The sequence below is a fragment of the Pseudomonas sp. E6002 genome, from assembly GCF_013385565.1.
In the GTDB taxonomy this organism is placed as follows: Bacteria; Pseudomonadota; Gammaproteobacteria; order Pseudomonadales; family Pseudomonadaceae; genus Aquipseudomonas.
Window position 1 is genome coordinate 133208 of the sequence record NZ_JACAPT010000009.1, and the last position, 21467, is coordinate 154674.

Below are 21467 nucleotides of genomic sequence, written 5' to 3' on the forward strand. Positions count from 1 at the left end.
CTTAAGCCGCATCGCGCTTGGCGCCGTGGCGGTAGGCCTCGACCGCAACGATCAAGGCTTGCAGTATCGCGGCGCTTTCGCCGATCACCGACAGGTCGGCACGCTTGATCATGTCGCAGCCCGGGTCGAGGTTGATCGCCACCACCTTGTCGCAGGCACCAATGCCTTGAAGGTGCTGGATCGCCCCGGAAATCCCCACCGCCACGTAAACCCGCGCGGTAACCCAGGTACCGCTGGCGCCGACCTGGCGATCGCGCGCCATGAAGCCGTCATCCACCGCCACCCGCGAAGCACCTTCGGTGGCGCCCAACGCGGCAGCGGTCTGGTGGAACAGTGCCCAGTCCTTGACCCCGTTGCCACCGGAGAAAATAAATTCGGCTTCGGCCATGGGAATCGCCGCCGGGTCCACGGCCACCGCACCCAAATCTTCGATACGCGCAAGGCTGCGGGCCAGGCTTGTGGATAACTCCACCGGCAGCACTTCGTGACGGGTTTCGCTGACGGGATCGGCGCACTCCGCCGCAGCCAGGATCATCCGTGGCAGTGGGCGGGCAAGATCCTCCTGACCCGCGCCTGCACGGCCAATACATTCCTGGCCCTTGATCTGCCAGACCCGCGTGGCCGGGCGCTCCTTGAGGCTCGCGGCAAAGCGCCGGCCCAATTCACCACCGCCGCTGCGGCTGTCCGGCAGCAACCAGTGGCGCGGGTTGAACTGGTTATCCACAGCCCGCAGGCCGTGAACCCGTTGCTCCGGTGAATAACCGTCGAATTCATGCCCGTCCAACACCAGCAGCCGATCCACACCGGCAGTGGCGAAGGCGTTTTCCTTGTGTTCGCCGAACACCACGGCCAATACCGCACCGTCGTCGCCGGCCAGTTGCCGGGCCAGGCCCAGCAAGTCGCGGTCGTGGCTGCTCAGGCGGCCGCCGACCATGTCCGGCACCACGTTGATGTAGAAAGCGGGCGCCGGTACCTGATGCAGCGGCAACTGCACTTCCACCGCTGCCGTACGCTTGGCCGCGCCGCCCTGCTGGGCGCCGCTGCGGTCAATACGCTTGATGCCGTTGGGGCCGATAAAACCGACACCGTGCACGTTCTTGCGGATGACCCCATTGGGCCCCATCCAGCTGTGTTGCACCGGCTGCATCGCCGCGTGCAGCGGGTGCAGGCGGTTACGGGCGATCCATTCGGCCCGTGGGTCGCGGCGGATAATGTCGCTCATCAATGCACCTCCGCAGGTTCGCGTTTCGGCGCCTTGGCCGGTGCCGCGTCTTCAAGCAACGCGTCAGCTACCAGTTCGGCAATGTCCTTGATCAAGGGACGCGGTTCGACCACGCCTTCCAGCATCGCCGTGCACTGTGGACAACCCACGGCCACCAGTTCGGCACCGGTCTCGCGGATGTCTTCCATGCGCATGTCGGGAATCCGCTGCTTGCCGGGAATATCGGTGATCGGCGCCCCGCCACCGCCACCGCAGCAGCGCGAGCGGAAACCGGAGCGCTGCATTTCCTTGACCTCGATCCCCAGCGCCCGCAGCACTTGGCGTGGTGCCTCGTACTCGCCGTTGTAGCGGCCCAGGTAGCACGGGTCGTGATAGGTCACGCTGTTGCCTTTGTGCTGGCCCAGGTTCAGGGCGCCGGCGTCGATCAGTTCGGCCATGTAGGTGCTGTGGTGCTGCACGAGGTAGTTGCCATCGAAGGCGCCGTATTCGTTTTTCAGCACGTGGAAACTGTGGGGGTCGCAGGTGACGATGCGCTTGAAGCTGTACTTGGCCAGGGTCTGGATATTGCGTGCGGCCAGCAGCTGGAAAGTGGCTTCATCGCCCAGGCGCCGGGCCACGTCGCCGCTGTCGCGCTCCTCAAGGCCCAGTACGGCGAAGTCGACCTTGGCGGCTTTCAGCACTTTGACGAACGAGCGCAGGGTGCGCTGGTTGCGCATGTCGAAGGCACCGTCGCCGACCCAGAACAGCACCTCGACGGTTTTCCTGTCGCTGAGCAATGGCAGGTTCAAATCCGCCGCCCAGTTCATCCGCCCGCCCGGTGCGAAGCCGCCCGGGTTGTCGGTGGCGATCAGGTTTTCCAGGACTTCGGCGCCCTTGTTCGGGGTCGCGCCCTTTTCCAGGGTGAGGTGGCGGCGCATGTCGACGATGGCGTCCACGTGCTCGATCATCATCGGGCACTCTTCCACGCAGGCGCGGCAAGTGGTGCACGACCACAGGGTCTCGGCGTCCACCAGGCCATTGACGATTGGCTGGTGCGGGTTGCCGCTGTGTTCGCCGATGGCTTTGCCCGGATACGGGCTGCCGGCGAACTTGGCGTCGGTGCCACCGGCCAGGCCGACGACCATGTCCTGGATAAGTTTTTTCGGGTTCAGTGGCTGGCCGGCGGCGAACGCCGGGCACGCGGCTTCGCACTTGCCGCACTGCACGCAGGCGTCGAAGCCGAGCAGTTGGTTCCAGGTGAAATCCACCGGTTTTTCCACGCCCAGGGGCGCGCTTTTATCGGCGAGGTCCAGGGGTTTCAAACCGGTGGAACGGCCGCCGCCGAAGCGTTCGGCGCGGCGGTGCCAGGCCAGGTGCAGGACACCGGCGAAGGCGTGTTTCATCGGGCCGCCCCAGGTCATGCCGAAGAACATTTCCGACACGCCCCACAACACGCCCAGGCTCAGCAGCGCGGCGAGCAGCCAGCCGCCGAAGTCCGACGGCAGAATCCCGGCCACCGGCAAGGTCACCAGGAAGAAGCTCACCGAGAACGCCATCAGGCTTTTCGGCAGGCGCATCCACGGGCCTTTCGACAGGCGTGCAGGCGGGTTGCGACGGCGCAGGTAGACGAAGGTGGCGCCGACAAACATCAGCACCGAAGCCAACAGCAAGGCGTAGCCGAGGATGCGGTTATGCAGGCCGAAACCGTGCACCAGGATCGCCAGCAGCGCCGAGAGCACAAAGCCCAGGGCGGTGGCGACGTGGGTGTTGGCGATGTATTTGTCGCGGGCGACCACATGGTGCAGGTCGACCATGTAGCGCTTGGGCATGGCCAACAGGCCGCCGAGCAAGTCGACCTTGGAGGACCGCCCGCGGCGCCACATGTTCACCCGGCGCAGCGCGCCGAGGACGGCAAGGCCCAGGGCGGCGAAGAGCAGGATGGGAAGAAGGGTGTTCAACATGGTGAAGCTCCCAAAGACCACACAGGTCTACTGTGAAACTGGCCCGAAATGTGGGAGCGGGCTTGCTCGCGAAGGCAGCGTGTCAGTCGATGCATCCAGTGGCTGACACACCGCTTTCGCGAGCAAGCCCGCTCCCACATTTGACCGAGTACACCTCGTCAGAAATCCTTGCACAGGCGCAGGGCGTCATAGATGGCCGCGTGGGTATTACGCTGGGCCACGCAGTCACCAATGCGGAACAGCAAGTACCCCTCGCCCGGCTCGCTCAGGCACGGCTGCGGCTTGATCGCGAACAGGGCCTCGATATCCATCTGGCCCTTGTTGCGCGAGCCTGCCTTGAGCCCGTAGTAGAGCTCTTCGTCCGGACGCACGCCGTTCTCGACCACCACCTGGTCCACCACCCGCTCTTCCCTGGCCCCGGTGTATTCGTTCTCCAGCACCGCCACCAGCTTGTCGCCTTCGCGGTAGACCTTTTCCAGCATCATGTCGCCGGTCATGATCACTTCCTTGGGGTACATGCTGCGGTAGTACGTCGGGAACGACGTACCGCCCACGGCCACGCCCGGCTTGATGTCGTCGGTGACGATCTCGACCTGGCTGCCCTTGTCCGCGAGGAAGTCGGCCACCGACATGCCGGTGAACTCGCAGATGGTGTCGTACACCAGCACGTTCTTGCCAGGTAGAACCTTGCCGTCGAGCACGTCCCAGCTGCTGACCACCAGGCCTTCAGCCGCGCCCCAGTGTTCGTTCTGCTCCAGGAACGGATGACCGCCCACCGCCAGCACCACCACGTCCGGGCGCAGGTCGAGGATGGTCGCCGCGTCCGCCGCCACGCCCAGGCGCAGGTCGACGTTCAGGCGCGCCAGTTCCAACTGGAACCAGCGGGTGATCCCGGCAATCTGGTCACGCTGCGGGGCTTTCGATGCAGTGGTGATTTGCCCGCCGATAAATTCTTTCTTCTCGAACAGCGTCACATCGTGGCCACGTTCGGCAGCCACCCGCGCCGCTTCCATCCCGGCCGGGCCGGCACCCACCACCACGACTTTGCGTTTTGGCCCTGTGGATTTCTCGATGATGTGCGGCACGCCCATGTATTCACGGGAAGTGGCGGCGTTCTGAATGCACAGCACGTCCAGGCCCTGGTACTGGCGGTCGATGCAGTAGTTGGCGCCGACGCACTGTTTGATCTGGTCGATCTGGCCCATCTTGATCTTGGCGATCAGGTGCGGGTCGGCGATGTGGGCGCGGGTCATGCCGACCATGTCCACGTAGCCGCCTTCCAGGATGCGCGTGGCCTGGTTCGGGTCCTTGATGTTCTGCGCGTGCAGCACCGGGGCCTTGACCACTTCCTTGATGCCGGCCGCCAGGTGCAGGAACGGCTCCGGTGGATAACTCATGTTCGGGATAACGTTGGCCAGGGTGTTGTGGGTGTCGCACCCCGAGCCGACCACGCCGATGAAGTCGAGCATGCCGGTGTCGTCGTAGTACTTGGCGATCTGTTTCATGTCCTCGTGGGACAGGCCGTCCGGATGGAATTCGTCGCCGCACAAACGGATGCCGACGCAGAAATCCGGGCCGACTTCCTTGCGCACCGCCTTCAACACCTCAAGGCCGAAACGCATGCGGTTTTCGAAGCTGCCGCCCCATTCGTCAGTACGTTTGTTGACCCGAGGGCTCCAGAACTGGTCGATCATGTGCTGGTGCACCGCCGACAGCTCCACACCGTCCAGGCCACCGGCCTTGGCCCGTGCCGCAGCGGTGGCGTAGTTGCCGATCACGCGCCAGATTTCTTCAGGCTCGATGGTCTTGCAGGTGGCGCGGTGCACCGGCTCGCGGATGCCCGAGGGCGACAGCAGCGTGGGCCAATGCTCGCCGTCCCAGCGCGAGCGACGGCCCATGTGGGTAATCTGGATCATGATCTTGGCGCCATGCTTGTGCATGGCGTCGGCCAGGTTCTGGAAGTGCGGGATGATCCGGTCATCCGCCAGGTTCACCGACTTCCACCAGCCTTGCGGGCTGTCGATGGCGACACTGGAAGAACCGCCGCAGATCGCCAGGCCGATCCCGCCCTTGGCTTTCTCTTCGTAGTACTTCACATAGCGGTCGGTGGTCATGCCGCCGTCGGTGGCATACACCTCGGCGTGGGCGGTACTGAGCACGCGGTTGCGGATGGTCAGTTTGCCGATCTGGATCGGCGCAAACATTGCTTCGAAAGCCATGGCAGGGTCCTCGACTTACAACGGCTTGACGGTGAACAGGCCGTCGTCGTGGCCCTCTTCGGAGCCGCCGTATACCTGTTCAGCAACGGTGCGGATCTTGCTGCCGCGGGCTTCGAGAATCTGGTCCATCGCGCCGGCAAACCAGCCGGTGAACATGTAGTCGACCTTGCGCCCGACCTTGCCGTACACGTAGACGAATGCCGAGTGCTCGAGCTTGACGCTGGCGGTGCCTTTGTCGAGGTCGATGTCCTGGATCTTGAACAGGCCCCAGCCGCGCTGCGACAGGCGCTTCATGTAGTGCTCGAACACTGCGACGCCTTCCAGGCCGTGGCATTCAGCTTCTTTTTCACACCAGTGCCAGGCGGATTTGTAGCCGGCCTTGTAGAGGATTTCGGCGTAGGCCTCGCTGCCCAGGACTTCTTCGATCCCCATGTGATTGTTGACGAAGAAATGGCGCGGCACGTACAGCATCGGCAGGGCGTCGGAGGTCCAGACACCGGTTTCGCTGTCGACTTCGATAGGCAATTGAGGGGCGATCTTGGCCATGGAAACTTAACTCCGGAAAATGCTTTGGTAAGCCCCCAACGCATAAGGTTGGGGGAAAAGAGGCGTGAGTGGTGGCTTATTCGCCCCAGACGTCCTTCAGGACGTTGACCCAGTTTTCGCCCATGATCTTGCGCACCACGCGCTCGGGATGGCCGCGCTTGAGCAGGGTCTCGGTGAGGTTCGGGAACTCGCCCACGGTGCGGATGCCCAGCGGGTTGATGATCTTGCCGAAGCTGGTCAGGCGGCGGGCGTAGCCCTTGTCGTGGGTCAGCATTTCGAAGAAATCCTGGCCATGGCCCTGGGTGAAGTCGGTGCCGATGCCGATGGCGTCTTCGCCCACGATGTTCATGGTGTACTCGATGGCTTCGGCGTAGTCGTCGATGGTCGAGTCGATGCCCTTGGCCAGGAACGGCGCGAACATGGTCACGCCGACAAAGCCGCCGTGGTCGGCGATGAACTTCAGCTCTTCATCGGACTTGTTGCGCGGGTGCTCTTTGAGGCCTGAAGGCAGGCAGTGGGAGTAGCACACCGGCTTTTTCGATTCGAGGATGACTTCTTCGGAAGTCTTGGAGCCCACGTGGGACAGGTCGCACATGATGCCGACGCGGTTCATCTCGGCGACGACCTCGCGACCGAAGCCCGACAGGCCGCCATCGCGCTCATAGCAGCCGGTGCCCACCAGGTTCTGGGTGTTGTAGCACATCTGCACCACGCCAACCCCGAGCTGCTTGAAGATCTCGACGTAGCCGAGCTGGTCTTCAAACGCGTGGGCGTTCTGGAAGCCGAAGATGATGCCGGTCTTGCCCTGTTCCTTGGCGCGACGGATATCGGCGGTGGTTTTCACCGGGATCACCAGGTCGCTGTTTTCGCGAATCAGGGTCTGGCTGGCCACGATGTTGTTAATGGTGGCCTGGAACCCTTCCCATACCGACACGGTGCAGTTGGCAGCGGTGAGGCCACCCTTGCGCATGTCTTCGAACAGGTCGCGGTTCCACTTGGCAATGATCAGCCCGTCGATAACGATGCTGTCGGCGTGCAATTCGGCTGGGCTCATCAGGCGTCCCCTTATTGGCGATTCATGCGCCGAATCGTCTGCCGGCGCTTTGGGGCCAGCATATGCCCCGGGGCAGAAGGAGCCGGGTGCAAAAACGACAAGGGAATTGCCGAAAGCGTCAATCCGCGACAAAGGCCAACATGACATCTCTGACGGGTGTCTGTTCTTTGTCTTACGCTTGAGCCAGAATTTGCTCATCAACTGATATGAGACGGCGCAATGAAATCGATTTTCCTGGCTTTGGCACTCATCGCAACCGGCGTACACGCCGCTGAAGACACCGACAGCACGCCCTGCGATGGCATCGAGAACGACAAGCAAACCCTGGAATGCGCCACCTACAACAAAACCACCGCCGAACAACTGCTCAAGGATAACTACCAGGGCTTGCTGGAACGCATGGGTTCGACCTATGGCAGCAACAAGACGCAGCTGGCGGACATTACCGCTCGTCTGAAGGATGCCCAGCAGAAGTGGGAAAAGTTACGTGATGCGGATTGCGCCGTAGATACCTTTCCGGCAGTGGCGGGAAGCAAGGCATATGCGATCCAGCAGAATGATTGTCTGGCGCGGATGAGTGATGAACGGTCGGAGTTTTTGGAGTCGATTGGGCAGGAATAAGCGACAATCCCCTCCACTCTTTACTCAGAACCAAGGCTATTCATGACAATCTGCGGCATCGAAATCAAAGGCAGCGAAGCCATTATTGCTGTCGCCTCTCTCGACGGTCAGGCATTGGGCCACGTCGCTCTGGCCACCAAGAAAATCGCCCTTGAAGACGATGATGAGGCGGCCAACGTCAAGGCCTTCGCCACTCAGGTCAGCGCGTTTGTGCGGGAAAACGGCATCAGCCGCATCGCCATCAAGAAGCGCAGCAAGAAAGGCGAATTCGCCGGTGGCCCGACCACGTTCAAGATTGAAGGTGTGTTTCAGTTGCTGGAGGGCGTTGAAGTGACGCTGCTGTCGCCGCAGACCATCAATGCGCAGAACAAGAAACATGACTTTGCCCTGCCGGCGACGCTGAACAAGTATCAGCATGAGGCCTTCAAAGCCGCGTGTTCAGCCCTGCTGAAGAAATAAGCTACATCGCACATCCCCTGTGGGAGCGGGCTTGCTCGCGAATGCGGTGTGTCAGTCAATACATGTAACGACTGATCCACCGCATTCGCGAGCAAGCCCGCTCCCACATTTGATCTGTGTTGTTTTCAATAGCGGTTTTCATACTGCTTCCCGGCGCCGATCTTCCCTTGGGCACTTGGCAAACCTTGCCCGGTAGCTGCGGGTGAAATACGACGGCGACTCAAAGCCGCAGGCGATGCTCACCTCCAGCACGCTCAGGTCGCTCTGGCGCAACAACTGCCGAGCCTTTTCCAGGCGCAAACCCAGGTAGAAGTTGCTCGGTGTGTCGTTCAGGTGCAGCCGAAACAAGCGCTCCAACTGCCGCCGCGTGACCTTGATCGCCTCCGCCAGCGCCAGTGTGCTCAACGGCGGTTCCGTGTGCTGTTCCATCTCCCCAATCACCTGCACCAACTTCTTGTTGTTGATGCCGTAGCGCGTGGCGATCTGCATGCGTTGGTGGTCTTTGCGCGGGCGGATGCGGCCGAGCACGAATTGCTCGGACACCTGGATCGCCAACTCTGGCCCGTGAGCCTGGCTGATCAGGTCGAGCATCAGGTCGATGGACGCGGTGCCGCCCGCCGAGGTGATGCGCCGGCGGTCGATCTCGAACAGCTCCTGGGTTACCGTCAGCTGTGGATAAGATTCCTTGAAGGCGTCGATGGCTTCCCAGTGCAGGGTCAGGCGGTGGCCGTCGAGCAGGCCGGCTTCGGCGAGTACGCAGGCGCCAGTGTCGATGGCGCCCAGGGTCACGCCGTCGTGGTCAAGGCGACGCAGCCAGTGTTCCAGTGCGGGCGTGGCGAACTTCAGCGGTTCGAAGCCGGCCACCACCAGTAAGGTCGAGCCTTTCTTCAGCGGCTCCAGCGCGGCGTCGGCGTTGACCGACATGCCATTGCTCGCCAGCACCGCGCCGCCGTCGGCGCTCAAGACGTGCCAGCGGTACAGCTCGCCGCGAAAACGATTGGCGACACGTAAAGGTTCGATCGCGGAGATAAAGCCGATGGCGGAGAAGCCCGGCATCAGCAGAAAGTAGAAATCCTGGGACATGGAGCGCTCTCGTAGGACGGACAGCGTGGTCACTGTGATACGCCAGTTCAATCGGTCATTCAAGGGGGCAGGTCGCTGCAGTGCAAGAGCTGGTCGCCGCCGTGCGTTTTGTCGGGGACCAAGCTGCGTAACTTGGCTGCACGGTGCACAAAGACGCCGGAACCCACAATAACAACCTGCCGAGGGAACCACCATGAACCGACTGATCAGCCGCTGTGTGCTCGCACTCAGCGCCAGCGCCATTTTGAGCACCAACGTCATGGCAGCCGATGCGGCTTCTTGCCAGAACGTGCGCATGGGCGTGGTGAACTGGACCGACGTAATCGCCACCAGTGCCATGACTCAAGTGTTGCTCGACGGCCTCGGCTACAAGACCAAACAGACCAGCGCGTCCCAGCAAATCATCTTTGCCGGGATTCGCGACCAGCGCCTGGACATGTTCCTGGGCTACTGGAACCCGCTGATGACCCAGACCATCACCCCGTTTGTCGAGGCCAAGCAGGTCAAGGTGCTCGACAAGCCGTCCCTGGAAGACGCCCGCGCGACCCTGGCGGTGCCGACTTACCTGGCCGACAAGGGCCTGAAGACCTTCGCCGACATCGCCAGGTTTGAAAAAGAACTGGGCGGCAAGATCTACGGCATTGAACCGGGCTCGGGCGCCAACACCCAGATCAAGGCGATGATCGCCAAGAATCAGTTTGGCCTGGGCAAGTTCCAACTGGTGGAATCCAGCGAGGCCGGCATGCTCGCCGCCGTCGACCGCGCCGTGCGCCGCAAGGAGGCCGTGGTGTTCTTCGGCTGGGCGCCGCACCCGATGAACGTCAACGTGGCGATGACTTACCTCACCGGCAGTGATGACGCGCTGGGCCCGAACGAAGGCATGGCCACCGTGTGGTCCGTCACCTCGCCGACCTACGCCGAGCAATGCCCCAACGTGCACAAGTTGCTGAGCAACCTGACCTTCACCGCCGCCGACGAGAGCCGAATGATGCAGCCGCTGCTGGATCACAAGGACGCTTTCGAGTCGGCCAGGCAATGGCTCAAGGATCACCCGCAAGACCAGCAGCGCTGGCTGGAAGGCGTGACCACCTTCGACGGCAAACCCGCCGCAGCCAACCTGCAATTGACCAGCAAATAACCTGTCTTGAATCACCGTTTCGCAGCCGCTCCCGGCTGCGAACGGTATGACTACGCCTGAAAATCACGCCTGTAAGGAACCTGCCTCATGAACCACGACGTCATCATCACCTGCGCACTCACCGGTGCTGGCGACACGACCGCCAGAAGCCCTCACGTGCCGGTCACTCCCAAACAAATCGCTGCCGCGGCGGTGGAAGCAGCCAAGGCCGGTGCCACCGTGGTGCATTGCCACGTACGTGACCCCGAGACCGGCAAGTTCAGCCGCGACGTGGCGCTGTACCGCGAAGTGATGGAGCGCATCCGCGAGGCGGACGTCGACATCATCGTCAACCTCACCGCCGGCATGGGTGGCGACCTGGAAATCGGTGGCGGCGAGAACCCCATGGAGTTCGGGCCCAACACCGACCTGGTGGGCCCGCTGACCCGCCTGGCCCACGTGGAAGAGCTGCTGCCGGAAATCTGCACCCTCGATTGCGGCACCCTGAACTTCGGCGATGGCGACACCATTTACGTCTCCACCCCGGCCCAGCTGCGGGCTGGCGCCAAACGTATTCAAGAGCTGGGGGTAAAAGCCGAGCTGGAAATTTTCGACACCGGTCACCTGTGGTTCGCCAAGCAGATGATCAAGGAAGGCTTGCTCGACAACCCGTTGTTCCAGCTGTGCCTGGGCATCCCGTGGGGCGCGCCGGCCGACACCACCACCATGAAAGCCATGGTTGACAACCTGCCGGCTGACGCGGTGTGGGCCGGCTTCGGCATTGGTCGCATGCAGATGCCGATGGCGGCGCAAGCGGTGCTGCTGGGCGGCAATGTGCGAGTCGGCCTGGAAGACAACCTGTGGCTGGACAAGGGCGTGCTGGCGACCAACGGCCAGTTGGTGGAACGCGCCAGCGAGATCCTCAGCCGCCTGGGTGCGCGGGTCATGACCCCGGCCGAAGGCCGCGTGAAGATGGGCCTGACCAAGCGCGGCTAAAACACACTGCACGACGCCCTGCAGGAACCGAATCAAATGTGGGAGCGGGCTTGCTCGCGAATGCGGTGGATCAGCCACCGAATGCATCAACTGACAGACCGCTTTCGCGAGCAAGCCCGCTCCCACATTTTGATCTTGGCTCTCACACAGAATCACCGAACTCTTTAGGAATTTGCCATGAGCTTTATCACTGAAATCAAAACCTTCGCAGCGCTGGGCAGCGGCGTTATCGGCAGTGGCTGGGTATCCCGCGCCCTGGCTCACGGCCTGGATGTGGTGGCCTGGGACCCGGCGCCTGGCGCCGAAGCGGCCCTGCGCAAACGTGTCGCGAATGCCTGGGGCGCACTCGAGAAACAAGGCCTTGCACCCGGCGCCTCGCAAGACCGCCTGCGCTTTGTGGCCACGATTGAAGAGTGCGTGAAAGACGCCGACTTCATCCAGGAAAGCGCCCCGGAACGCCTGGAATTGAAGCTGGAGTTACACAGCAAAATCAGCGCGGCGGCCAAGCCGAATGCGTTGATTGGTTCGAGTACTTCGGGGCTGTTGCCGAGCGAGTTTTATGAAGGCTCCACGCACCCGGAACGTTGCGTGGTGGGGCATCCGTTCAACCCGGTTTACCTGTTGCCGCTGGTGGAAGTGGTAGGCGGCAAAAACACTGCGCCGGAAGCGATTCAGGCAGCAATCAAGGTGTACGAATCCCTCGGCATGCGCCCTTTGCATGTGCGTAAGGAAGTGCCCGGTTTTATCGCTGACCGGCTGCTGGAAGCCCTGTGGCGTGAGGCCTTGCACCTGGTGAACGATGGTGTGGCAACCACCGGCGAGATCGATGATGCGATTCGCTTTGGCGCCGGTTTACGCTGGTCGTTCATGGGCACGTTCCTGACCTATACGCTGGCGGGCGGTGATGCCGGGATGCGGCACTTCATGGCGCAGTTCGGCCCGGCCTTGCAGCTGCCGTGGACCTATCTGCCGGCGCCGGAATTGACCGACAAATTGATTGACGACGTGGTGGAAGGCACCAGCGATCAGTTAGGCAAGCACAGCATTTCGGCGCTGGAGCGCTATCGTGATGATTGCCTGCTGGCGGTGCTGGAGGCGGTGAAGACCACCAAGGAAAAACACGGTATGACCTTCGCCGAATAAGCCCTGTAAAGATCGTTCCCACGCTCTGCGTGGGAATGCAGCCCAGGACGCTCTGCGTCCCAACGCGTGACGCAGAGCGTCACAGGAGGCGTTCCCACGCAGAGCGTGGGAACGATCACGTACCTACCGGGAACCGAACCATGCCCGCACTCACCACCTACACCACCAAAATCCTCCCCGAGTGGGTCGACTACAACGGCCACCTGCGCGATGCGTTCTACCTGCTGATTTTCAGCTACGCCACCGATGCGCTGATGGACACCCTGGGCCTGGACAGCGAAAACCGCGAAGCCAGCGGCCACTCGCTGTTCACCCTGGAGTTGCACCTCAACTACCTGCACGAAGTGAAACTGGGCGCCGCCGTCGAGGTACACACCCAACTCATCGCCCACGACCGCAAGCGCCTGCACCTCTATCACAGCCTGCACCTGGTGGGCGACGAAAAGGAGCTGGCGGGCAACGAACAGATGCTGCTCCACGTCGACCTCGCCGGGCCGCACTCGGCGCCATTCAGTGAAGCGGTGCTGGGCAAGCTTGCCAGCATCAGCGCCGAACAAACCGACCTGCCGAAGCCCGCCCTGCTCGGCCGCGTGATTGGACTGCCACCCCAAAAATAAGGAATCGCCATGCAAACCGCCGCCGCTGTTGCCGACTTCCGTACTTACCCACTGATCAGTGACCTGGCCGATGTGCAGGTGCACGGCGATCACCTCAGTGTGCGATGGGCCGATGGGCGGGTCAGCCCGTTTCATCACCAGTGGCTGCGGGACAACTGCCCGTGCCCTGTTTGCGTCTACAGCGTGACCCGTGAGCAGGTGCTGGAAATTGTCGATGTGGACGAACACCTCACGGCTGTCAGCGCGCGTATCGACCAGGGTTTGCTGACGGTTGAATGGAGTGGCGGGCATCGCAGCCAGTACGATCCCGGATGGTTGCGGGCGCACGCCTACGACGATGAGTCCCGCGCCGAACGCCGGGCTGCCAAACCGAAATCCCTGCTGTGGGACCGTACGTTCGAGCTGCCCGTATTCGACTACGCAGCGCTGATGGAAGATCCGAAAGCCCTGCTGCAATGGCTGCTGGCTTTGCGTGACAGCGGCCTCACGCAAGTGCGTGGCGTGCCCACCGAACCTGGCTCGCTGGCGCTGATCGCCAAGCGCATTTCGTTCATCCGCGAGAGCAACTTCGGCGTGCTGTTCAACGTACAGTCCAAGGCCGATGCCGACAGCAACGCCTACACGGCATTCAACCTGCCGCTGCACAGTGATTTGCCGACGCGGGAGCTGCAACCCGGGCTGCAGTTCTTGCATTGCCTGGTGAACGACGCCGACGGGGGCGAGAGTATTTTTGTCGACGGTTTTGCGATTGCCCGGGCGCTGCGGGACGAAGATCCGGACGCCTTTCGCGCGTTGTGCGAGATCCCGGTGGAGTTTCGCAACAAGGACCGTCACAGCGACTATCGCCGGCTGGCGCCGATCATTGCTCTGGATACCTTGGGTGAAGTCGCCGAGATTCGCATGGCCAACTTTCTGCGCGGGCCGTTTGAGGCGCCTGCAGAGCAGATGCCGTTGCTCTATCGCGCCTATCGCCGGTTTATTGCGATGACCCGGGAAGAGCGTTTTCGGCTGGTCAAACGTCTGAATCCGGGCGAGCTGTGGTGCTTTGATAATCGCCGGACCCTGCATGCGCGCAATGCGTTTGATCCGGCGTCCGGCGCGCGGCATTTCCAGGGCTGCTATATCGATCGGGATGAGTTGTTGTCGCGGATATTGGTGTTGCAGCGGTAGACCGAGGCGCCCCCTTCGCGAGCAAGCCCGCTCCCACATTTGACCGAGTTCCTCCTGAAAAAACGCGGTCAAATGTGGGAGCGGGCTTGCTCGCGAAGGGGCCAGCAGCTTCACCTCAAATTTCAGCTCAAAAAAAGCCCCGATCCAGCCGTGACAGGATCGGGGCAGAGTGCTTTGTGTGAGCGGCGCATCCCGAGGGTGACCAAACCTTCAAGCTGCTTGCTTGATGCCAGTGTGCACACTCCCCTGCCTTGCGAGTTAGCCGAAAACGACCTGTTCATAGGTGTGCCGGACATTCATGCATTCAGGCCTTGCCGACTCGGTGATGGCCTACCAGAATCGACCTCAATCCCCCGCTCCCCTAACAAGGATTAACGTCATGATGCACGCGGATTTGATTGACCAGGATGACCTGCTGGGCCAGCTGCGGTCGTTGGGTTTCGAGGTGTCCAGCGGCGCTACCGCCGAGCAGGCTTGCGAGTGTGCGGTGCGCGGCTTGAGCGCGGCGCGGGCCAAGGCGCTCAAGGGTATGGTTGAGCAGATGTACACCGGCAGCGCGACGATCTTGCCGGCGGTGAGGCAGGCGATCGACAAGCAGTTGTTGCCGGCTTTGGTGCAATTTCGGCAGAACTCTGGCGCCTGATATACCGCATTCGCGAGCAAGCCCGCTCCCACATTCGACCGCGTTCCTACTGAAAAAACGCGGTCAAGTGTGGGAGCGGGCTTGCTCGCGAATGCAGGCGACTCGGTCTAAAGCCTTACACTCGCGAAAGTCGACTCATTCCTGGCCTGGCTCAACGCCGACAACGGCCCGGACAACGGTGACAACACCAGCGCCTGCGGAATCGGCATCATCGCCACCTGCTGCGTGGTGTTGGAACCCACACGCTCATCCCGCGGCGGAATGCCGAAGTATTCGCGGTAGCACTTGGAGAAGTGCGGCGTGGAGACAAACCCGCACACCGACGCCACTTCGATGATCGACATCGGCGTTTGCTTGAGCAACTGCCGCGCACGGATCAGGCGCAACTTGAGGTAGTAGCGCGACGGCGAACAGTGCAGGTATTTCTGGAACAAGCGCTCCAGCTGACGCCGGGAAACCGCGACGTACACCGCCAGTTCATCGAGGTCGATCGGCTCTTCCAGATTGGCCTCCATCAGCGCGACGATTTCCTGCAACTTCGGCTGGTTGGTGCCAAGCATGTGCTTGAGCGGCACACGCTGGTGATCCTGTTCGTTGCGGATGCGCTCGTACACAAACATCTCGGAGATCGCCGCCGACAACTCACGGCCGTGGTCGCGGCTGATCAGGTGCAGCATCATGTCCAGCGGCGCGGTGCCGCCGGAGCTGGTGAAGCGGTTGCGGTCGAGGGTGAACAGGCGGGTGCTCATGGCCACGCGGGGAAAGGCTTCCTGCATCGACGCCAGGCATTCCCAGTGCACGCTGCAATCAAAACCGTCCAGCAGGCCGGCGCAGGCCAGGGCCCAGCTGCCGGTGCACACCGCGCCAAGGCGACGGGATTGGCGCGCCTGGCTTTGCAGCCACGACACATGTTCACGGGTCACGGTGCGCTGGATACCCACGCCGCCACAGACGATCACGGTGTCCAGGGCCGGAGCTTTGTGCATGGAAGCATCGGGGGTGATTTGCAGACCGTCGCTGGCCCACACCTGGTTTCCGTCCACACTCAACGTCGTCCAGCGATACAGCTCGCGGCCGGAGAGTTGGTTGGCCATGCGCAGGGGTTCGACTGCGGAGGCCAGGGAAATCAGCGTGAAATTGTCCAGCAGCAAAAAGCCGATGGATTGAGGCGCACGGTTCTGGGGTTGAGCCCCGGAGTTGAACGACGTCATCGCGGTATCTCCTCACACAAAGCGGGTGATGGCCTCAGGCGAGGCTCTTGTTATTGCGCTCATCGCCTTAAGGAAACTCCTATGGCGAGAGGCTTTGTATTGATAGAGCAAATGCCATGCCTAAAGTTGAATGCGTATTCAATAACTCCTGAAAACGACCTCATGACGTGTCTATATAAGCCCGCGCATGGAGTGGGGGATATGACCCAGAAAAGACGTGAGAGAACGCAGGCTCAAGGTGTGTGAGCAGATCGGTAGCACTTGTGGGAAGGGAGAGAAACGACGTGGGAAAAGTCTGTCACCACAAGCACGGGTGACCGATGGTCATGAGGGGAAATCGTTCGGGAGCTACTTATCTAATTGCGACGCGCTAAAAGGTGGCGCTTTTGGTTCTGGTGTTCACTTTATGAGCAGTGTTGCCCGGTCTACCGCATTCGCGAGCAAGCCCGCTCCCACACTTGACCGCGTTTTTTCAGTAGGAACTCGGTCGAATGTGGGAGCGGGCTTGCTCGCGAATGCAGGCGACGCGGTCTTTCCGGATCAACACTCCACCGCACTCACCGCCAACCCACCCCGCGATGTTTCCTTGTACTTGTCATGCATATCCGCCCCGGTATCGCGCATGGTGCGGATCACCCGGTCCAGCGAGATGAAGTGCTGGCCATCCCCCCGCAGCGCCATCTGCGCCGCGTTGATCGCCTTCACCGCGGCAATCGCATTACGCTCGATGCACGGCACCTGCACCAGCCCGCCTACCGGGTCGCAGGTCAGGCCGAGGTTGTGCTCCAGCCCGATCTCCGCCGCGTTGCATAACTGCTCCGGCGTCGCACCGAGGATCTCCGCCAACCCCGCCGCCGCCATGGCGCACGCCGAGCCGACTTCACCCTGGCAGCCGACTTCGGCACCCGAGATCGACGCGTTTTTCTTACACAGGATGCCCACCGCCGCCGCGCCGAGGAAATAGTCGACCACGTTGGCCTCGGTCACTTCTTCGCTGAACTTCATGAAGTAGTGCAGCACCGCCGGGATGATCCCCGCCGCGCCGTTGGTCGGTGCCGTGACCATGCGCCCGCCGGCGGCGTTTTCTTCATTCACCGCCAGGGCGAACAGGTTGACCCATTCCATCGCGCTCAAGGTCGAGCCGATCACGTTCGGCTTGCCCAGCTCCTGCAGGCTGCGGTGCAACTTGGCTGCACGCCGCCGAACATTGAGGCCGCCGGGAAGGATGCCTTCGTGCTTTAGGCCTTGCTCCACGCAATCCTGCATGGCGCGCCAAAGCTTCATCAGGCCGCTGCGGATTTCTTCTTCCGAGCGCCAGGTTTTTTCGTTCGCCAACATCAGCTCAGCGACCCGCAGGTTGTGGGTCTTGCACAGCTGCAGCAGTTCCACCGCACTGGAAAAATCATAGGGCAGCTCGGTGCGGTCCATGTCCGCCACCCCGCTGTTGGCCTGGGCTTCATCCACCACGAATCCGCCGCCCACCGAGTAGTAGGTGTCGCGGTGCAGCTCGCCGTTATCACCAAACACCACCAGGGTCATGGCATTAGGGTGGAACGGCAGGTTTTCGTCGATCAGGCGCATGTCCCGCGCCCATAAGAAAGGCACCGGCAAACGTGCGTCCAGCAGCAGGGTGTTGGTCTCGCGCAGGGTTTCGATGCGGATGCCGATCTGTGACGGATCGATCGCGTCCGGCCACTCGCCCATCAGGCCCATGATCACCGCGTTGTCGCTGCCGTGACCGATGCCCGTGGCCGATAAGGAGCCATACAGCTGAACTTCGACGCGCCTGACTTGTTCCAACACATCACGTTCACGTAATCCTTGAACGAACAACGCCGCGGCGCGCATGGGGCCGACGGTGTGAGAACTCGAAGGCCCAATGCCGATCTTGAACAGGTCGAAAACGCTGATAGCCATTGCCGTGAAACTCCTCGATGAGCACAGGCCAGGCGCACATAACGCCTGGTGACGGAGCTGCTACGCTCATGTCGCAATCCGCCCAGATGCGGCCATCATCAAGCTTTTGCTGGCGCTCACGGCGTCTCACACCGACGTACCCATGCTCATCAGCGCCGCTGTTGTGGAAGGCGACGTTTTGGCCGTTTTTTGCGGTGCAGATCGGTAAAAAGTGCAGTTTTGCCGTGGAAAAAATCTGTAAGCGACGTCACCGACACTGGATACGACCATCCCTGTACTGGATACGACGCCCCCTGTAGGCGTCAGATTTTCACTGGTACATGATCAGTCTCGACTCGTTTGCACAGTTGCGTGGCAGAGCTGTGCCGCACGCCCAACCGCAACACCTATAAGCGCGGTGTTATTGCCGCCAGAAAAACACCAGGAGTCCACCCCCATGAAAGGTTCCCCGTCGTTGTTGTTGGCCGCCATGCTGAGTCTGCCAGTCGTGGCTCACGCTGCAGAACCGGCGCAATGCCAGACCGTCAACTTCTCCGATGTCGGCTGGACCGACATCACCGTCACCACGGCCACCACCAGCGAAGTCCTCAAGGGCCTCGGCTACAAACCCCGCACCACGATGATTTCAGTACCCGTGACCTACAAGTCCCTGGCCGACGGCAAGAATATGGACATCTTCCTCGGCAACTGGATGCCGACCATGGAAAACGACATCAAGCAGTACCGTGATGCCGGCACCGTGGAAACCGTGCGCGCCAACCTGGAAAACGCCAAGTACACCCTGGCCGTACCGGAAGCGCTGTACAACAAGGGCCTGAAAGACTTCGCCGACATCGTCAAATTCAAGGATGAGCTGGGCGGCAAGATCTACGGGATCGAGCCGGGCAACGACGGCAACCGGACCATCCAGACCCTCATCGACAAGGACGCTTTCGGCCTGAAAACCGCTGGTTTCAAAGTGGTCGAATCCAGCGAAGCCGGGATGCTTTCGCAGGTGGAACGCGCCACCAAGCGCGACCAGGCCATCGTGTTCCTCGGCTGGGAACCGCACCCGATGAACACCCGCTTCAAGATGAAGTACCTGACCGGGGGTGATGATTCATTCGGCCCCAACTACGGCCAGGCCACCATCTACACCAACGTCCGCAAGGGCTACACCCAGGAATGCAGCAACGTGGGCCAGTTGCTGAAAAACCTGTCGTTCACCCTGAACATGGAAAGCACCCTGATGGGTAACGTCCTGGACGACAAAATGAAGCCTGACGCCGCCGCCAAGGCGTGGCTGAAGAAGAACCCGCAAGTGCTCGACACCTGGCTCGCCGGTGTCACCACGGTCGATGGCAAACCAGGACTGGAGGCCGTCAAAGCTTACCTCGCCAAGTAAACCGCTGACCCCGGGCCGGTACGCTGGCCCGGGATGTTTTTCCTCTTCGCATGTGGACATTCACTACCATGCTGACTGAACATAAAATCCCGCTAGGCCAGTACATCGCTGCCTTCGTTGAGTGGTTGACCCAACACGGGGCCGCCTACTTCGACGCAATCGCATCGACCCTGGAAACGATGATCCACGGCGTGACGTTCGCGCTGACCTGGTTCAATCCACTGGCATTGATCGGTCTGATTGCGCTGCTCGCTCACTTCATTCAACGCAAATGGGGCCTGACGGTGTTTGTCATCGCCTCCTTCCTGCTGATCCTGAATCTTGGGTACTGGCAGGAAACCATGGAGACCCTGGCGCAGGTGCTGTTCGCCACCCTGGTCTGCGTGGTGATCGGCGTGCCGCTGGGCATCGTTGCCGCGCACAAACCGATGTTCTACACCCTGATGCGGCCGGTGCTCGATCTGATGCAGACCGTACCGACCTTCGTCTACCTCATCCCTACCCTGACCCTCTTCGGGCTGGGTGTGGTGCCCGGGCTGATTTCCACGGTGGTGTTTGCGATTGCCGCGCCTATCCGTCTGACTTACCTGGGTATCCGTGATGTGCCGCAAGAGTTGATGGACGCCGGCAAGGCCTTTGGCTGCTCGCGCCGTCAGTTGCTCTCGCGGATCGAACTGCCCCACGCCATGCCGAGCATCGCCGCCGGCATTACCCAATGCATCATGCTGTCGTTGTCGATGGTGGTGATCGCGGCCCTGGTGGGCGCCGACGGCCTCGGCAAACCGGTGGTCAACGCGCTGAACACCGCCGACATCGCCCTGGGCTTTGAAGCCGGCCTGGCGATCGTACTGCTGGCCATCATGCTCGACCGCATCTGCAAACAACCCGACGCCAAAGTAGGGGGTGATGCATGAGCATTATCCGATTCGAAAATGTCGACGTGATCTTCTCCAAAGACCCACGCGAGGCGCTCAAGCTGCTGGACCAGGGCATGACGCGCAACGAGATCCTGAAAAAGACCGGGCAGATTGTCGGCGTTGAAAACGCTAGCCTGGATGTCGAGAAAGGCGAGATCTGCGTGCTGATGGGCCTGTCCGGTTCAGGCAAGTCGAGCTTGCTGCGCTGCATCAACGGCTTGAACACCGTCAGCCGCGGCAAGCTGTTTGTGGAGCATGAAGGTCGCCAGATCGACATCGCATCCTGCACCCCCGCCGAGCTGAAAATGATGCGCACCCAGCGCATCGCCATGGTGTTCCAGAAGTTCGCCCTGATGCCCTGGCTGACGGTGCGCGAGAACATCAGCTTCGGCCTGGAGATGCAGGGCCGCCCGGAGAAAGAACGACGCAAGCTGGTGGATGACAAGCTGGAACTGGTGGGCCTGTCGCAGTGGCGCAACAAGAAGCCCGACGAGCTTTCCGGTGGCATGCAGCAGCGTGTCGGCCTGGCCCGCGCATTGGCGATGGACGCCGATATCCTGTTGATGGACGAACCCTTCTCGGCACTCGACCCGCTGATCCGCCAGGGCTTGCAGGATGAGTTGCTGGAGCTGCAACGCAAGCTGAGCAAGACCATCGTATTTGTGAGCCATGACCTGGATGAGGCGCTGAAACTCGGCAGCCGCATCGCGATCATGAAAGACGGGCGGATCATCCAGTACAGCGTGCCGGAAGAGATCGTGCTGAACCCGGCGGATGACTATGTGCGGACCTTCGTGGCCCACACCAACCCGCTGAATGTGCTGTGTGGCCGCAGCCTGATGCGCACGGTGGATAACTGCACCCACGTCAACGGCTCCATCAGTCTGGACCCGGGCGGTGACTCGTGGCTGGACCTGGCCGAAGGCAACACCATCAAGGGCGCGCGGCAGAACGGTTCGGTGCTGAACCTGCAGAACTGGGCACCGGGGCAATCGGTGGAGGGCCTGGGCCGGATGCCGACGCTGGTGGATTCGAATATCGGAATGCGCGATGCGTTGCAGATTCGGTACCAGACAGGCAACAAGCTAGTGCTGCAGGACGACAACAAGGTGGTGGGGATTCTGGGTGACAGCGAGCTCTATCATGCCCTCTTGGGCAAGAACCTGGGCTAACAGACACCGCAACATAAATGTGGGAGCGGGCTTGCT

Annotated in this window: 19 protein-coding genes; 11 read left to right on the forward strand and 8 right to left on the reverse strand. The window is 61.5% G+C overall.

All coding sequences use genetic code 11. From position 1 onward, the window contains the following. Window position 1: 1 nt before the first annotated feature. The 5 genes from HX815_RS06880 to HX815_RS06900 all read right to left on the reverse strand — a co-directional run bounded on the left by HX815_RS06880 (window position 2) and on the right by HX815_RS06900 (window position 6981). Complete coding sequence (locus HX815_RS06880) at window positions 2-1222, reverse strand: electron transfer flavoprotein subunit alpha/FixB family protein (protein WP_008430652.1); 1221 nt, start codon at window positions 1220-1222, stop codon at window positions 2-4. Next, window positions 1222-3162: a dimethylglycine demethylation protein DgcB gene (gene dgcB, locus HX815_RS06885; RefSeq protein WP_177027995.1), complete on the reverse strand. Its 1941-nt coding sequence runs from the start codon at window positions 3160-3162 to the stop codon at window positions 1222-1224. The genes HX815_RS06880 and dgcB overlap by 1 nt, the downstream gene beginning before the upstream one ends. Before the next feature lie 158 nt (window positions 3163-3320). Then, the gene (gene dgcA, locus HX815_RS06890) at window positions 3321-5381 is read right to left on the reverse strand and encodes a dimethylglycine demethylation protein DgcA (RefSeq protein ID WP_087694764.1); all 2061 of its coding nucleotides are present in this window, start codon (window positions 5379-5381) and stop codon (window positions 3321-3323) included. 15 nt (window positions 5382-5396) lie between these two features. Beyond that, the gene (locus HX815_RS06895; RefSeq protein WP_008430647.1) at window positions 5397-5927 is read right to left on the reverse strand and encodes a DUF5943 domain-containing protein; all 531 of its coding nucleotides are present in this window, start codon (window positions 5925-5927) and stop codon (window positions 5397-5399) included. 76 nt (window positions 5928-6003) lie between these two features. Beyond that, window positions 6004-6981 (reverse strand): dipeptidase, encoded by a 978-nt coding sequence (locus HX815_RS06900; RefSeq protein ID WP_003216932.1) that lies wholly within the window; start codon window positions 6979-6981, stop codon window positions 6004-6006. A gap of 219 nt (window positions 6982-7200) precedes the next feature. Between HX815_RS06900 and HX815_RS06905 the strand changes: the two genes are divergently transcribed. Next, window positions 7201-7602 (forward strand): lysozyme inhibitor LprI family protein, encoded by a 402-nt coding sequence (locus tag HX815_RS06905; RefSeq protein WP_003216930.1) that lies wholly within the window; start codon window positions 7201-7203, stop codon window positions 7600-7602. A gap of 42 nt (window positions 7603-7644) precedes the next feature. Further along, window positions 7645-8061, forward strand: a complete 417-nt coding sequence (locus HX815_RS06910; protein ID WP_177027996.1) for a DUF3010 family protein — start codon at window positions 7645-7647, stop codon at window positions 8059-8061. Window positions 8062-8199: 138 nt separating this feature from the next. Here the strand turns inward: HX815_RS06910 and HX815_RS06915 are convergent, their stop codons facing one another. Next, window positions 8200-9144, reverse strand: coding sequence for a GlxA family transcriptional regulator (locus tag HX815_RS06915; protein ID WP_003216927.1), 945 nt, complete (start codon window positions 9142-9144; stop codon window positions 8200-8202). Window positions 9145-9337: 193 nt separating this feature from the next. On the opposite strand from HX815_RS06915, the gene HX815_RS06920 reads away from it, so the two are divergent. From HX815_RS06920 to HX815_RS06945, 6 genes are all read left to right on the forward strand, one after another. Further along, on the forward strand, window positions 9338-10282 hold the full coding sequence (locus HX815_RS06920) for a choline ABC transporter substrate-binding protein (protein WP_008430636.1): 945 nt from the start codon (window positions 9338-9340) through the stop codon (window positions 10280-10282). Between the two features lie 87 nt (window positions 10283-10369). Then, window positions 10370-11257, forward strand: a complete 888-nt coding sequence (locus tag HX815_RS06925) for a 3-keto-5-aminohexanoate cleavage protein (protein ID WP_003216924.1) — start codon at window positions 10370-10372, stop codon at window positions 11255-11257. A 177-nt stretch (window positions 11258-11434) separates the two neighbouring features. Continuing rightward, window positions 11435-12400: an L-carnitine dehydrogenase gene (locus HX815_RS06930; RefSeq protein WP_177027997.1), complete on the forward strand. Its 966-nt coding sequence runs from the start codon at window positions 11435-11437 to the stop codon at window positions 12398-12400. 140 nt (window positions 12401-12540) lie between these two features. Continuing rightward, window positions 12541-13017 carry a thioesterase family protein gene (locus HX815_RS06935; RefSeq protein ID WP_008430629.1) on the forward strand — a complete coding sequence of 159 codons (477 nt, stop codon included), beginning with the start codon at window positions 12541-12543 and terminating at the stop codon, window positions 13015-13017. Between the two features lie 9 nt (window positions 13018-13026). Further along, window positions 13027-14187: a gamma-butyrobetaine dioxygenase gene (locus HX815_RS06940; protein ID WP_177027998.1), complete on the forward strand. Its 1161-nt coding sequence runs from the start codon at window positions 13027-13029 to the stop codon at window positions 14185-14187. Window positions 14188-14566: 379 nt separating this feature from the next. Next, window positions 14567-14830 carry a hypothetical protein gene (locus HX815_RS06945; RefSeq protein ID WP_003216918.1) on the forward strand — a complete coding sequence of 88 codons (264 nt, stop codon included), beginning with the start codon at window positions 14567-14569 and terminating at the stop codon, window positions 14828-14830. Between the two features lie 107 nt (window positions 14831-14937). Here HX815_RS06945 and HX815_RS06950 read toward each other — a convergent pair whose 3' ends face one another. Both HX815_RS06950 and HX815_RS06955 read right to left on the reverse strand, forming a co-directional pair. Then, a complete protein-coding gene (locus HX815_RS06950) occupies window positions 14938-16041 on the reverse strand; it encodes a GlxA family transcriptional regulator (protein ID WP_003216915.1) in 1104 nt (367 codons plus the stop codon). A 540-nt stretch (window positions 16042-16581) separates the two neighbouring features. After that, window positions 16582-17958 (reverse strand): L-serine ammonia-lyase, encoded by a 1377-nt coding sequence (locus HX815_RS06955; RefSeq protein ID WP_008434038.1) that lies wholly within the window; start codon window positions 17956-17958, stop codon window positions 16582-16584. Window positions 17959-18394: 436 nt separating this feature from the next. On the opposite strand from HX815_RS06955, the gene HX815_RS06960 reads away from it, so the two are divergent. The 3 genes from HX815_RS06960 to choV all read left to right on the forward strand — a co-directional run bounded on the left by HX815_RS06960 (window position 18395) and on the right by choV (window position 21431). After that, a complete protein-coding gene (locus HX815_RS06960) occupies window positions 18395-19342 on the forward strand; it encodes a choline ABC transporter substrate-binding protein (RefSeq protein ID WP_003216912.1) in 948 nt (315 codons plus the stop codon). A 68-nt stretch (window positions 19343-19410) separates the two neighbouring features. Further along, the gene (choW, locus tag HX815_RS06965; protein ID WP_003216909.1) at window positions 19411-20256 is read left to right on the forward strand and encodes a choline ABC transporter permease subunit; all 846 of its coding nucleotides are present in this window, start codon (window positions 19411-19413) and stop codon (window positions 20254-20256) included. Continuing rightward, entirely contained in the window at window positions 20253-21431 is a 1179-nt protein-coding gene (gene choV / locus HX815_RS06970) for a choline ABC transporter ATP-binding protein (RefSeq protein ID WP_177027999.1), read from the forward strand. The genes choW and choV overlap by 4 nt, the downstream gene beginning before the upstream one ends. Window positions 21432-21467 lie beyond the last annotated feature (36 nt).